Raw genomic sequence first — 12,740 nt, forward strand, 5'->3', positions numbered from 1 at the left:
CAGGCCGGCTGGCGATGGGGAATCGCCGAGCTGGGGCAAATACGGGAACTGCGAAATGGCCGGTGCCAAACATCATGACTATCACCTGGTAAACCCCAGCGTCTGGCCGCTCATCGGCTCGGTCGCGGCGCTCGTCATGTTCTTCGGGCTGGTGATGGCGATGCACGCCGACCATTTCGGCGGCGTCGGCAAATGGGTGCTCGGCCTCGGCTTCGCGGGCGTGATCCTGACCTTCTTCCAATGGTGGGGCGATGTGATCAAGGAAGCGCATGCCGGCGATCATACGCCGGTGGTGCAGCTCCATATGCGCTATGGCATGATCCTGTTCATCGCATCCGAAGTGATGTTCTTCGTCGGCTGGTTCTGGGCGTGGTTCGATTTCTCGCTCTTTCCGGTGCCGGTCGAGATCGTCGACGGCGCGGTGACCTCGCTCTTCGGACAGGACGGCGCGGCCGCGATCACCCAGTGGCCGCCGGCCGGCATCCACGTCATCGACGCTTTCTCGCTGCCGCTGCTCAACACGCTGATCCTGCTCTGCTCGGGCACGACGATCACCTGGGCGCACCACGCGCTGATCCACGGCGATCGCGAGGGGCTGAAGAAGGGCCTGTGGGCGACGATCATCCTCGGCGCGGTCTTCTCGGCGATCCAGGCCTATGAATATGCGCACGCGCCCTTCCCGTTCGGCACGATCAACTATACCTCGGCCTTCTTCATGGCGACGGGCTTTCACGGCTTCCACGTCCTCGTCGGCACGATCTTCCTGATCGTCTGCCTCGTCCGCGCCTATAAGGGCCACTTCACGCCGCAGCAGCATTTCGGGTTCGAAGCCGCGGCCTGGTATTGGCATTTCGTCGACGTCGTGTGGCTGTTCCTCTTCATCATCGTCTATGTCTGGGGCGGCTGGGGCGCGCCGGTCGCCGCGCACTGATTTGACGCACGATAACGACATTAAGAAGGGGCAGCCGCCGGTCGGGCGCGCTGCCCTTTTCGGTCTGTGCCCGCAGTGCGGCGCGCAGACGCTGTTTGCAGGGCTGGCGAAGTTTGCGCCGCGCTGCCGGGTGTGCGGACTCGATTTCGAAAGCTATAATGTCGGCGACGGACCCGCGGCCTTCCTGACGATGATCATCGGCGCGCTGATCGTCGTCGCCGCGATTCTCGTCGATTTCGCCTTCGAGCCGCCCTTCTGGGTGCATGTCATCCTGTGGGTGCCGATTACCGCCGCCGCGGTTGTCTATGGCCTGCGCATCGCCAAGGCCGCGCTGCTCGCGAGCGAGCATCAGCGGCAGGCGGCCGAAGGACGGCGCGCCGACGACGAGCCCCATGACTGAGCCTGCCCTTCCGCCGCGCCGCTGGCCGCTGGTGCCGACGCTGCTCGTCGCGCTGGCGGTGCTGATCATGGTCGCGCTCGGCGTCTGGCAGCTTCAGCGCAAGGGCGAGAAGGAAGCGCTGATCGCGCTCTACGAACGCAATCGCGCGATGTCGGCGACGGTCGCCTATCCCGCTCTTGCTCCGGTCCCCGACGCGATGCTGTTTCGCAAGAGCAGCGTGACCTGCCTCGAGCCGGTGCGCTGGCTCCCGCGCAGCGGTGCCGCGCGGGAAGGGGGGAGCGGCATCCGCATGATCGCCGACTGCCGGACCGGCGCCGAAGGGCCGGGCGCGCTCGTCGACATGGGCATCGCCGACGACTTTGCGCCGCCGGCGTGGAAGGGCGGGACGGTGCAGGGAACGATCGTCCCCGGTCCCGAGCAGCCGAGCCTGATCGAGCGGCTGACGGGGCGCGCGGTGCCGGCGCGGCCGATGCTCGTCGCCGACACGCCCGCGCCGGGCCTGCGCGCGAGCGCGGTGCCGAGCGGTGCCGACGTGCCGAACAATCATCTCGCCTATGCCGTGCAATGGTTCCTGTTCGCGGGGATCGCGGTGGTGATCTACATATTGGCGCTACGCCGCCGCTTGCAGCGCTGACGCCGCGCCGCTAGGCGCATTGCGTCATGGACTATATCAGCACGCGCGGCTCTGCGCCGACCCTCGATTTTCGTGCCGCCACCCTCGCCGGACTGGCGAGCGACGGCGGGCTCTATGTCCCGGCCGCTTGGCCGCGGCTCGGCACCGACGACATCCGGGCGCTCGCCGGGCTCGATTATGTCGAAACCGCGGTGCGGATCATGGCGCCTTTCGTCGCCGGCGTATTGTCCGAGGACGAACTGCGTGCGCTGTGCAGGGCCGCCTATGGCCGCTTCAGCCACGATGCGGTGACGCCGCTTGTCCAGCTCGATCATCGTCACTGGCTGCTCGAGCTGTTCCACGGTCCGACGCTGGCGTTCAAGGATGTCGCGCTGCAACTGCTCGGCCAGCTGTTCGAAACCTTCCTCGCCGGCGGCGACCGCGATATCACGATCGTCGGCGCGACCTCCGGCGACACCGGGTCGGCGGCGATCGAGGCGGTCGCGGGGCGCGAGCATATCCGCATCTTCATGCTGCATCCCGAAGGCCGCGTCAGCGACGTCCAGCGGCGCCAGATGACGACGGTGCTCGCGCCGAACGTCCATAATATCGCGATCGACGGCAGCTTCGACGATGCACAGGCGATGGTGAAGCGCCTGTTCGGCGACGAGGAGGCGCGGAACCGGGTCACGCTGTCGGCGGTGAACAGCATCAACTGGGCGCGGCTGATGGCGCAGATCGTCTATTATTTCTATGCCGGCGTCCGCCTCGGCGCGCCCGACCGCGAAATCGCCTTCAGCGTGCCGACGGGCAATTTCGGCGACGTCTTTGCAGGCTATGTCGCGGCGCAGATGGGGCTGCCCGTGGCAAAGCTCGTCGTCGCGACCAACGTCAACGACATCCTCCACCGCGCGCTGACCCGCGGCGATTATAGCGCGGGCCATGTGACGCCGACCGCGACGCCGAGCATGGACATTCAGGTCAGCAGCAATTTCGAGCGGCTGCTCTTTGACCTGTCGGGGCGCGACGGCGGCGCGATCAGGCGGATGATGGCCGAGTTCGACGCCAGCCGCGCCATGTCGATCCCCGAGGACATGCTCGCGGGCGCCCGGCGCCTGTTTTCGAGCGCGCGGATCGACGGCGACGAAATGGCGCTCGCGCTGCGCTGGGCGCAGGAGCGCGGGGGCCAGCTCATCGACCCGCACAGCGCGGTCGGGCTCGCCGCTGCGCGCGCGCTCGAGATCGACGCCGACGTGCCCGTCGTCACGCTCGCGACCGCGCATCCGGCGAAATTCCCCGATGCGGTCGAGCGCGCGAGCGGCGTGCGTCCGCCGCTGCCCGCGCGGCTCGGCAATCTTTTCGACCGCGAAGAGCGCTATGAAAAGCTGCCCGGCGACTATGATGCGGTGAAGGCCTATATCCTCGCCGAAGCGGCCCGTGGCTGATCTGCCGCCCCTAAGGACGCTCGTCGGTGAGGGGTGGGACGATTACGGGCTGATCGACAGCGGCGGCGGGCGCAAGCTCGAACGCTATGGCGCCTATCGCTTCATCCGGCCCGAACCGCAGGCGATGTGGGAGCCCGCGCTCTCCGCGAGCGAATGGGAGGCGGCCGACGGCGAGTTCGTTCCCGCGTCGGACGAGGATGGCGGCGGGCGCTGGTATTTCCATAAGCCCGTGCCCGCCGAAGGCTGGCCGCTCGGCTGGCGCGAGACGCGCTTTACGGCAAGTTGCACGCCGTTCCGGCATTTGGGCTTTTTTCCCGATATGGCGCCGGTATGGGACTGGCTGCGCGAAAGGGTTGCGGACACGCCCGATCCCGCCTTTCTGAACCTGTTCGGCTATACCGGCGTTGGAAGCCAGGCGCTCGCGGCGGCGGGCGCTGCGGTCACGCATGTCGATGCGTCGAAGAAGTCGGTGGCGCAGGCGCGCGAGAATGCCGAGCTTGCAGGGCTCGCCGACAGGCCGGTCCGCTGGATCGTCGACGACGCCGGCAAGTTCACCGCACGCGAGGTGCGGCGCGGACGGCGTTACGACGCGATCCTGCTCGACCCGCCGAAATTCGGACGCGGGCCGAATAATGAACGCTGGCAGATCGAGGAGGGGCTCGCGCCGCTGCTCGCCGATTGCGGGCAATTGCTCGACGCCGACAGCCGCGCGCTGTTCCTGACCGTCTATGCGGTGCGCATGTCGGCGCTGGCGATCGGCGAATTGCTGTCGCAGACGCTGGCGCATCTGCCCGGCACGGTCGAATGCGGCGAGCTCGCGGTGCGCGAAGAGGCGCGCGGATTGCTGCTCCCCACCGCCATCTTCGCGCGCTGGAGCTGTTAGGCCGGCTGGTTATACATCTCGGTCGGCCCCGGATATTCGCGGCCGTCGTCGATCCCGATCTCGCGCGCGATCAGCGCGTTCGTCTGCTCGTTGAGCTTCATCACCGTCGCCTTGTGCTTCGGATCGAGCGCGAGATTGACGATTTCGCCGGGGTCGGCGTGGGTGTCGTAGAGTTCCAGGTCGTTCATCGCGATCAGCGTCTGCCAGTCGGTCGGCGTATGGTGGTGCGCCGGCGCAAAATAGCGCGCAAACTTGTAACGCCCGTCGTGGATACCACGGTGAAGGCGCCGCTTGCTGAGGTCGAAACGCTTCGAATAATCGGGTTCGCCCGAAGCGAGGGTCGCTGAACGATCCTTCGTCGGTTCCCAATAATGGACGACGGCATAGTCGAAGAGATGCCCCCGACGGTCGCGCTCGGTCTTTGCGGTCGGCGAGGACAACAGGCCCGACACGTCGATGCCGGGAAGGCCGGGGAAGCGGCTCGCCTGTTCGTCCGCCGACAGGCCCGCGAGGCTCATCAGCGTCGGAGCGATGTCGATCGCGCCCATCAGCCCCTTGGTCGTGCGCCCGCCCGCGAAATCGGGGTGGGCGACGATCATCGGAATGTTGGTTTCCTCGCGATACATCGTCGCGCCCTTCTGACGCATCCCGTGCGCGCCGGCGCGCTCGCCATGGTCGCTGGTATAGATGATGATCGTATTGTCGATCTGGCCGCTCTCCTTGAGCGCCCAGAGCAATTGCCCGAGCCGCCGGTCGACGTCGCGCAGGCAATTGTAATAATAGTTGATGAAGCGGTGCCAGCTTTCCTCGTCGTCGTGGCGCATGATGCCGTAGAAGAGATCGTTGAGTCGCACGATCGCGCGATGCGCCTCGGGCTTGGTCGAAAGGTCGTCCTTGTAGAAGCTCGCCGGCAGGTCGAACTTGTTGTCGACCTCGTAGAGCGGATCGCCGGGCTCGCGGCGGAGCGGTCCCAATATGTTCGGATCGGGACGGCTTTCGGCCTGCTTGCCCGTCGCGTCATAGAACATGATGTCGTGCGGATTGACGAGGCCGACGACCTGGAACCACGGCTTGCCGCCCGCCTTGTCGCGCCGCGCATAGTCGAAGATCGCGCGCGCCGCGTCGCCCGCGACGAACATGTCGGCCTTGTAGCCGTCCCACGTCAGCCCGACTTCCTCGCCGTCGAAGCCGTAATCGTGGAAGCCGTATTTCTCCATCGCATTTTCGGTGGTCGGATAGATGCCGCCGGGAATGCGCGTCCAGTTGCGTTCGAAATTGATGCGGCTCAAATGCCACTTGCCCTTGTAGCTCGTATAATAGCCCGCGGCCTGCATCATGTGGCCGAGCGTCGGCATATCCTCGGCGGCGACGGGGTAGGGGGCATTGTCGCTGTTGAGGAACAGCCCCGTCTGCTGGGTGTGATGCCCCTGAAAGATCGTCGAGCGCGACGGCGTGCAGGGGGTGGTATGGACGTGGTAATTTTCGACCAGCAGCCCGCGTTCGAGCAGTTCGCGATGCGCCGGCAGCTTTTCGAGCAGGCCGGCGGGATAGCTCGCCATGCTCTGTTCCTGATCGGTGACGATCATCAGCACATTATAGGGCTTGCCGTTCTTCGCGAGCGCCGGCCCCCCGATCCCCGCGGCGGCGAGCGCCCCCATGCCCCCGACGAATGTCCGGCGATCGACGTCCCAACCCATTTCACTCTCCCGGTTGACGGCTGTTTCAATGGAAAGCCCGCGGCGCAGCGTAGCGCGCCGCGGGCGGATCGCGTCAGAATTTGAACGCGACGTCCACCCCGAATTCGCGCGGCGGCTGATAATATTGCTGGATCGGCGTCGCGCCGGCGGAGATCGCACCCGAGATCACGTCCTGATCGGTCAGGTTCGATCCATAGAGGGTGACCTTCCACCGGTCGTCGACCCCCGCGACCGCGATGCTCGCGTTCACCAGCATCACCTCGTTGCGATAATAGCCGGGATCGTTGCTGCGGCCCCAGGTGTTGAAGCGCGCCGAATAGCGGCCGTCGGCGTGGAGCCTCACCTCGCCGAAGCCGGTCGGGATCGCATAGTCGGCCGACAGGCTGCCGCTCCATTTCGGCGCATTGGCGAGCTCGAGATAGGTCGAATCGGTCGGCACCGCGAAGGTGCCGTTGGGCGTGCCGTTGATCAGGATCGGCATCGCCGGGGCGCACTGGCCGGGCTCGGGCGAGCCGTCGGTGAACACCCCGTCGGTATCGGCGCAGAAATCGGTGTAGCGGGCGTGGAGATAGGCGAGGTTGGCGCCGAAGGTCAGGCCCGGCGCCGGGCGCAGCAGCGTCTCGACCTCGAACCCGTAAATCTTTGCGGCGGCGACGTTGGTGGTGATATTTTCCGGCCGCACCGCACCCATCCTGGTCACGGCGCTTTGCAGGTCGCGGTAATTGTTGACGAAACCCGCGACGTTGAGGCGAAGCAGGCGGTCGAACAGATCGGTCTTCGCGCCGACCTCGAACGCATTCACATGTTCGGGGTTATAGGGGCCGATATTCTCCGGGATCGTGCCGCGCGAATTATAGCCGCCCGCCTTATAGCCCTGCGAATAATTGGCGTAGAGCATCGCGTCGCGCGACAGCTTATATTCCACCGTCAGGCGCGGGGTGAATTCGGACCAGCTGTTCTCGAGGCTGCTCTCGAATGACGAGCGCTGGATACCGCCGATCAGCACCTGCGTTGCGATGTCGTATTTCTTGCGGTCGTGGCTGTAGCGGCCGCCGATCGACAGCGTCAGCCGCTCGGTCGGGTGCGCGTTGACGAGCGCGAAGAGCGCGTAGCTTTCGGTGTCCTGGTGAAGCTGCGCGAGCGTCGTCGTGGTCGGGTTCGCCAGCACCGTGTTGAACTGGCGCCATTTATCGGCCTGATAATAGGCGCCGACCACGAAATCGACCGGCTCGTCCTCGGGTGAGACATAGCGCAGCTCGGCGCTCTTCGATTCACCCGAAAAGTCGCGGGTGACGTCGAGGCCCGGGACTGGCGTGATCAACCCGTCGAAATCGCCGCGCGTGATATAGGTCAGGTGACGATAGCCGAGCACTGCCGCGATGCTGCCATAGCCGACGTCGAGGTTCGAATTCCACGACCCGCCATAGGTTTCGGTGTTGGCATAGGGATCGAAGGGCACGGCCGACTTGCGAATGTCGGTCTTCACCTCGTCGGGCAGGAGGTCCCAATTGGGGTCGCCATTGTCGAGGACGTGCGGGGCGGGGCCCGTGGTCTTCTGCTTCAGCCAGTCGACGACGACGGTCGAGGTGAACGGCCCGCCCTTGTCATAATCGAGCGCGCCGCGCACCGATTTGACGTTCGCGGTGTTGAGCCTGTTTCCGGTGACGACGTTGCGGCTGTAGCCGTTATAGTCGCGGAAATTGACCGCGATCTTGGCGGCGAGCGCGTCGTCGGCGAAGCGGCCGCTGTTGATCTTGCCGCGGAACTGCTTGAGCCCGTTCGAGCCGGCGGTCAGCCGCACCTCGCCGCCGAAATCGTCGGCCGGGCGCGACGTGACGACGTTGATCGTGCCGGCGAGGTTGTTCTTGCCGAACAGCACGCCCTGCGGACCTTTGAGCACCTCGATGCGCTCGACGTCGAACAGGTCGAGCATCGTGCTCGACACGAAGGGAATATAGACGCCGTCGATGATCGTGCTGACCTTGGGGTCGGCGTTGGGATCGGGGTCGGACGTGCTCATGCCGCGGATCGCGATCATCGGCACATTGGCGACGAGGCCCTGCGTCTGGAGCACGACATTGGGCGCAATGCCGTTGAGGCTGGTGATGTTGGTGCTGCCGCTCGCCTCGACCATCTCGCTGTTGAACGCGGCGATCGCGATCGGGACGTCCTGCACGCTTTCGCTGCGGCGCTGCGCGGTGACCACGATGTCGCCGCCATGGGGCGAGGCTTCGGCCGCCGCCGGGACGTCCCCGGCGGGGGCCGCGTCGGTCGTCTGGGCCTGTGCGGGGCTCGCGGTCAGGGCGATCGCGCCCGCCGAAGCCAAGAGAAATCCGGTCTTCATCCTGTCCTCCCAAACCGGCCGCACGCCATCGGCTTCCCGCGCGCGCGTCGTCGCGGCGGAAATGCGCTTAGCCATCCGGCCCTATTTTCTTTCGGGAGTGAGCCGCCTGGCGGCCTGTGCCTTTCGCGTCCGGCGCGTGCGGGATTGTCCCTTGTCGTGCGCATCCGGCGGACTGAGTCGTCTCGCTCCCGGGGCATTTCGTAGCACAGCGAAAAAATACTTCAACTACTAAGTATATTTCGCCGGCGGTGCTCATTCGCGCTTGCGCGCCGAACGGCTCTCTCGATATAAGTTAGAACTCTAAGTATTTTGAAAAGGTCCGAATCGGCTCGTTGGGCGCGCTTCGGAACGCGACGGGGGAGCGCCCGATGACGGCGGCGGCACGCACTTTATACGACAAGATCTGGGACGCGCATGTGGTGGCGGAGGACGAGGGCGAGACCCTGCTCTATGTCGACCTGCACCTGCTGCACGAGGTGACGTCGCCGCAGGCCTTCGCCGCGCTTGCTGCGGCGGGGCGCGCGGTGCGCCGGCCCGAGCGCGCGCTGGCATTGTCCGATCATAATGTCCCGACCGAAGGGCAGGCGGCTGGCCCCGAAGCGGTGGCCGACGATCAGGCGCGTGCGCAGCTCGAGGCGCTGGCGATGAATGCCGACCGCTTCGGCATCGAGCGTTTCGCCATGGGCGATCGGCGCAACGGCATCGTCCATGTCGTCGGCCCCGAACAGGGGCGCTCGCAGCCCGGGATGACGATCGTGTGCGGTGATAGCCACACTTCGACGCATGGCGCTTTCGGTGCGCTCGCCTTCGGGATCGGCACCAGCGAGGTCGAGCATGTGCTCGCGACCCAGACGATCCGCCAGCGCCGGTCGCGCAATATGCGCATCGTCGTTGACGGCGCGCTGGCGGCGGATGTTTCGGCAAAGGATCTGGCACTTCACATCCTCGCCACGCTGGGCGTCGACGGGGCGACGGGGCATGTCGTCGAATATGCGGGCGAGGCGATCCGCGCGCTGTCGATGGAAGGGCGCATGACGCTCTGCAACCTCAGCATCGAAATGGGGGCGCGGGCCGGGCTGATCGCGCCCGACGAAACGACCCTTGCCTATCTTGAAGGGCGGCCCGCGTCGCCCGCCGGCGCGGACTGGGACGCGGCGGTGCGGCGCTGGGGGCAGCTTGCGAGCGACGAGGGGGCGTCTTTCGACCATGAACTCTGGCTCGACGCGGCGGCGGTGCGGCCGATGGTGAGCTGGGGCACCGATCCGTCGCAGGTCGTCGCGATCGACGGGACGATTCCCGACCCGGCCGCGCTCGCGGGCTCCGAGGCGTGCACCGCGGCCGAGCGGGCGCTCGCCTATATGGACCTGACTCCGGGCGCGCCGATTGCCGGGACGCGGCTCGACCGGGTGTTCATCGGCAGCTGCACCAACAGCCGGATCGAGGATCTGCGGACCGCGGCTGCGGTGGCGAGCGGACGAAAGGTTGCGGGTCACGTCCGCGCGATGGTCGTTCCCGGGTCGGGGCTCGTCAGGCGGCAGGCCGAGGAGGAGGGGCTCGACCGGATTTTCCGCGACGCCGGCTTCGACTGGCGCGAGCCGGGATGTTCGCTGTGCGTCGGGATGAATCCCGACCGGCTGAACCCGGGCGAGCGCTGCGCCTCGACCTCGAACCGCAATTTCGAGAACCGCCAGGGGCGCGGCGGGCGCACCCATTTGATGAGCCCGGCGCTGGCGGCGGCGAGCGCGATTGCGGGGTGTATCGCCGATCCGTCGGAGCTTGATGCGAATGGGACGTAGGAGGCGTCTGGAATCGAGCCGTTTCCCGCCGTCGCCCCGGCGAAAGCTGGGGCCGCCATCCTCTTGTCACAGCAGCAAAAGGCCAGGCCGGCAGCGGCCCCAGCTTTCGCTGGGGCGACGGTTCATGGTTGGGAAGTCAGTCCGCTCCCCACCCCAAAATCACGCCGAATCCGAACCCCTACCCCCCTCTTCGAACCGCGCGATCGCGTCGTTGTGGCGCAGCGTGCGGCCGATGTCGTCGAGGCCTTCGAGCAGGACGCGCCGGTCGTCGGGGTCGATCGCGAATGCCAGCGTCTCGCCCGAAGCGAGGCGGATCGTTTGCATCTCGAGGTCGACCTCGATCGGCGCATATTGCGACCGCTCGACGTCGCGACGAAGCCCCTCGCATATGGCGTCGGGCAGGCGGATCAGCAGCAGCCCGTTCTTGCGCGCATTGCCCGCGAAAATATCGCCGAAGCTCGGTGCGATGATGCAGCGGATGCCGAAATCGGTCAGCGCCCAGGCGGCGTGCTCGCGCGACGATCCGCAGGCGAAATTGCGGTCGGCGATCAGGATTTGCGCCGCCCGGCATATGGGGTGGTTGAGGATGAAGTCGGGCCGTTCGCGGCCGTCTTCGGCATAGCGCAGCTCCTGGAACAGATGCCTGCCGAGCCCGTCTTTCGTCAGCGCCTTCATGTAGCGCGCGGGAATGATCATGTCGGTATCGACATTGGCGAGCGGCAAGGGGGCGGCCGGCGCGCGGACGCGGGTGAATTTCTGCACTGGCGGGGCATTCCTGCAATTAACTTAGTATCCTAAGTATGTGATCGACGCGCATTTGTCCAATGCAAACGCCGCGTTACGCGGCGTTTGCATACGAAAGGAGGTTGCCGCCTGATTCTTCGGGCTCTAAGATTTACAGGGCGGAGGTCAAAGAGGCTGCCGCCGAGCGTGTGGCAGGGGAACGAGTTTGGCCAAGGCAAAACAAAGCTATCGGCATCCGGCCGAATATTACACCAATCCGGACAACAGCATCGGCTATCTGGCGCGCATCGTCTTTCGGTCCTTTTCGCGGCTGCTCGAGCGCAAGACGCTCGAATATGACGTGTCGGCCGGACAATGGCGCTTTCTGCGCCAGCTCTGGCGCGAAGACGGCATCACCCAGCGCGAGCTTTCGGAGCGCGTCGGGATGCGCGAGCCGACCACCGTCGTCGCGCTGAAAGGGCTGGAGAAGGCCGGGCTGATCACGCGCAAGAAGACGGCGGAGGATCGCCGCAAGACCTTCATCTATCTGACCCCGCATGCCAAAAAGCTCGAACTGGTGCTCGCGCCGATGAACGCGGAGATCCACGAGGTCGCGACGCGCGGCATGACCGACGCCGAGGTCGAGACGCTGCAGGCGCTGATGCGCCGGGTCATCGACAATCTGGCCGAAGAGACGCGCGAACTCGCAGTGCTGTCCGAAATCAAGGCTTGATCGCGGCGGCGCGGCGTTGCAGGAGCATCCCGAACAGGTTAGCATTCTAATCATTGGTTCGGAGAGACTCTATGACCAGCATTGCCGTGATCGCCGGCAGCACGCGCGAGGGAAGCTATAACCGGGCGCTCGCCCGCCTCGCGGCGGCGCGGCTCGAAGCGCATGGCGCGGCGGTGACCATGGTCGATCTCGACGCATTCGATCTGCCGATCTATTCGGATCATCTCGAAAAGACCGCCTTTCCCGCCGATGCGCTGGCGCTCAAGGAACTGCTCGCGGCGCAGGACGGGCTGCTGATCGTCTCGCCCGAATATAATGGATCGGTGCCGGCGCTGCTCAAAAATGCGATCGACTGGGCCTCGCGTCCCACGGGCGATGAAGGACTCGTCGCGCTGACCGCCTTTCGCGGCAAGGCGGCGGCGATCATGTCGGCGTCGATCAGCCCCTTCGGCGGGCTGCGCGGGCTGATGCATCTGCGGCAGATATTGACGACGATCCAGATGCTCGTGATCCCCGAGCAGGTGCTCGTGCCGCTCGCACATGCGGGGTTCGAAGAGGACGGCAGCTTGAAAGAGGCGCTGCCCGCCTCGCTCGTCGATATGACGGCGGCGCGGCTGGTCAAGGTCGCGGGGGTGCTCGCCGCCTAACCGCCGCGCGCTTTGGCGGGTTCCGCCTTTCGCGCGATATTCTCGCCCCAATCGGCCTCGAGCGTTTCGAGCAGCGCGGCGAAGCGGTCGTGGCCGAGCTTGTCGGCAAGCTGCTCGGCAAGCTCGTCCATCGCCTGCTGCGCATCGCGGCGCATCCGGGCGCCGAGGTCGGTCAGCGAGGCGATCATGTGGCGCCGGTCGGTCGGATCGACGTCGAGCTGAAGGATGCCGAGCTCGACGAGCTGGCCGATCGTGCTGTGGATCGCCTGGCGCGACACGCCGAGGTTGCGCGCAATGTCCGACGGGCGCACGATGCCGCTGACGATATTGGTCATCACCATCGATTGCGGCCGGCTGACGTCGGGCCACCCGCGGTCGTGAAGCCGCGCCTGCAGCCCTTCGTCGAGCCAGCAGAAGCGTTGGAAAAGCGCGATAATGAGTTGATTGGTCCGCATGACGCTGTCGCGATAAGCCCCTGACGTCGGGCCGGGTGCCGACCTGCGCAACGCTAGAAGAAGGGGGGAAGCG

At 66.0% G+C, this 12,740-nt stretch carries 12 protein-coding genes; 8 read left to right on the forward strand and 4 right to left on the reverse strand.

Going from position 1 to position 12,740, the window contains the following annotated elements; translation table 11 throughout:
- Window positions 1–55 precede the first annotated feature (55 nt).
- Genes CHB69_RS02270 through CHB69_RS02290 form a run of 5 tightly spaced genes read left to right on the forward strand, consistent with a single transcriptional unit; the run spans window position 56 to window position 4,272 of the window.
- Window positions 56–931 carry a cytochrome c oxidase subunit 3 gene (locus CHB69_RS02270; protein WP_089214329.1) on the forward strand — a complete coding sequence of 292 codons (876 nt, stop codon included), beginning with the start codon at window positions 56–58 and terminating at the stop codon, window positions 929–931.
- Complete coding sequence (locus CHB69_RS02275) at window positions 891–1,331, forward strand: DUF983 domain-containing protein (protein WP_089214330.1); 441 nt, start codon at window positions 891–893, stop codon at window positions 1,329–1,331. The genes CHB69_RS02270 and CHB69_RS02275 overlap by 41 nt, the downstream gene beginning before the upstream one ends.
- On the forward strand, window positions 1,324–1,965 hold the full coding sequence (locus tag CHB69_RS02280) for an SURF1 family protein (protein ID WP_089214331.1): 642 nt from the start codon (window positions 1,324–1,326) through the stop codon (window positions 1,963–1,965). Before CHB69_RS02275 ends, CHB69_RS02280 begins: the two co-directional genes overlap by 8 nt.
- A gap of 26 nt (window positions 1,966–1,991) precedes the next feature.
- A complete protein-coding gene (gene thrC / locus CHB69_RS02285; RefSeq protein WP_089214332.1) occupies window positions 1,992–3,389 on the forward strand; it encodes a threonine synthase in 1,398 nt (465 codons plus the stop codon).
- Window positions 3,382–4,272 (forward strand): class I SAM-dependent methyltransferase, encoded by an 891-nt coding sequence (locus CHB69_RS02290; RefSeq protein ID WP_170935400.1) that lies wholly within the window; start codon window positions 3,382–3,384, stop codon window positions 4,270–4,272. The genes thrC and CHB69_RS02290 overlap by 8 nt, the downstream gene beginning before the upstream one ends.
- Here the strand turns inward: CHB69_RS02290 and CHB69_RS02295 are convergent.
- Together CHB69_RS02295 and CHB69_RS02300 are read right to left on the reverse strand one after the other, a co-directional pair.
- Window positions 4,269–5,969: a sulfatase family protein gene (locus tag CHB69_RS02295; RefSeq protein WP_089214333.1), complete on the reverse strand. Its 1,701-nt coding sequence runs from the start codon at window positions 5,967–5,969 to the stop codon at window positions 4,269–4,271. The two genes, CHB69_RS02290 and CHB69_RS02295, sit on opposite strands and share 4 nt — an antisense overlap.
- Before the next feature lie 73 nt (window positions 5,970–6,042).
- Window positions 6,043–8,388, reverse strand: a complete 2,346-nt coding sequence (locus tag CHB69_RS02300) for a TonB-dependent receptor (protein WP_089214334.1) — start codon at window positions 8,386–8,388, stop codon at window positions 6,043–6,045.
- Between the two features lie 293 nt (window positions 8,389–8,681).
- Between CHB69_RS02300 and leuC the strand changes: the two genes are divergently transcribed.
- Window positions 8,682–10,109 (forward strand): 3-isopropylmalate dehydratase large subunit, encoded by a 1,428-nt coding sequence (gene leuC / locus CHB69_RS02305; RefSeq protein ID WP_089214763.1) that lies wholly within the window; start codon window positions 8,682–8,684, stop codon window positions 10,107–10,109.
- Between the two features lie 159 nt (window positions 10,110–10,268).
- Here leuC and leuD read toward each other — a convergent pair whose 3' ends face one another.
- Window positions 10,269–10,871, reverse strand: a complete 603-nt coding sequence (leuD, locus tag CHB69_RS02310) for a 3-isopropylmalate dehydratase small subunit (RefSeq protein WP_089214335.1) — start codon at window positions 10,869–10,871, stop codon at window positions 10,269–10,271.
- 187 nt (window positions 10,872–11,058) lie between these two features.
- On the opposite strand from leuD, the gene CHB69_RS02315 reads away from it, so the two are divergent.
- Together CHB69_RS02315 and CHB69_RS02320 are read left to right on the forward strand one after the other, a co-directional pair.
- Window positions 11,059–11,565 (forward strand): MarR family winged helix-turn-helix transcriptional regulator, encoded by a 507-nt coding sequence (locus CHB69_RS02315; protein WP_089214336.1) that lies wholly within the window; start codon window positions 11,059–11,061, stop codon window positions 11,563–11,565.
- A gap of 71 nt (window positions 11,566–11,636) precedes the next feature.
- On the forward strand, window positions 11,637–12,212 hold the full coding sequence (locus CHB69_RS02320) for an NADPH-dependent FMN reductase (RefSeq protein WP_089214337.1): 576 nt from the start codon (window positions 11,637–11,639) through the stop codon (window positions 12,210–12,212).
- Here the strand turns inward: CHB69_RS02320 and CHB69_RS02325 are convergent.
- Window positions 12,209–12,667 (reverse strand): MarR family winged helix-turn-helix transcriptional regulator, encoded by a 459-nt coding sequence (locus CHB69_RS02325; protein WP_089214338.1) that lies wholly within the window; start codon window positions 12,665–12,667, stop codon window positions 12,209–12,211. The two genes, CHB69_RS02320 and CHB69_RS02325, sit on opposite strands and share 4 nt — an antisense overlap.
- Window positions 12,668–12,740: the final 73 nt, after the last annotated feature.

This window comes from Sphingopyxis indica, from assembly GCF_900188185.1.
Classification (GTDB): Bacteria; Pseudomonadota; Alphaproteobacteria; order Sphingomonadales; family Sphingomonadaceae; genus Sphingopyxis; species Sphingopyxis indica.

Coding starts and splice junctions, on each gene's coding strand:
- CHB69_RS02270 (WP_089214329.1), top strand. CDS start 56: ATGGCCGGTGCCAAACATCATGACTATCACCTGGTAAACCCCAGCGTC.
- CHB69_RS02320 (WP_089214337.1), top strand. CDS start 11,637: ATGACCAGCATTGCCGTGATCGCCGGCAGCACGCGCGAGGGAAGCTAT.
- CHB69_RS02300 (WP_089214334.1), bottom strand. CDS start 8,388: ATGGCTAAGCGCATTTCCGCCGCGACGACGCGCGCGCGGGAAGCCGAT.
- CHB69_RS02280 (WP_089214331.1), top strand. CDS start 1,324: ATGACTGAGCCTGCCCTTCCGCCGCGCCGCTGGCCGCTGGTGCCGACG.
- thrC (WP_089214332.1), top strand. CDS start 1,992: ATGGACTATATCAGCACGCGCGGCTCTGCGCCGACCCTCGATTTTCGT.
- CHB69_RS02325 (WP_089214338.1), bottom strand. CDS start 12,667: ATGCGGACCAATCAACTCATTATCGCGCTTTTCCAACGCTTCTGCTGG.
- leuC (WP_089214763.1), top strand. CDS start 8,682: ATGACGGCGGCGGCACGCACTTTATACGACAAGATCTGGGACGCGCAT.
- CHB69_RS02275 (WP_089214330.1), top strand. CDS start 891: ATGTCTGGGGCGGCTGGGGCGCGCCGGTCGCCGCGCACTGATTTGACG.
- CHB69_RS02295 (WP_089214333.1), bottom strand. CDS start 5,969: ATGGGTTGGGACGTCGATCGCCGGACATTCGTCGGGGGCATGGGGGCG.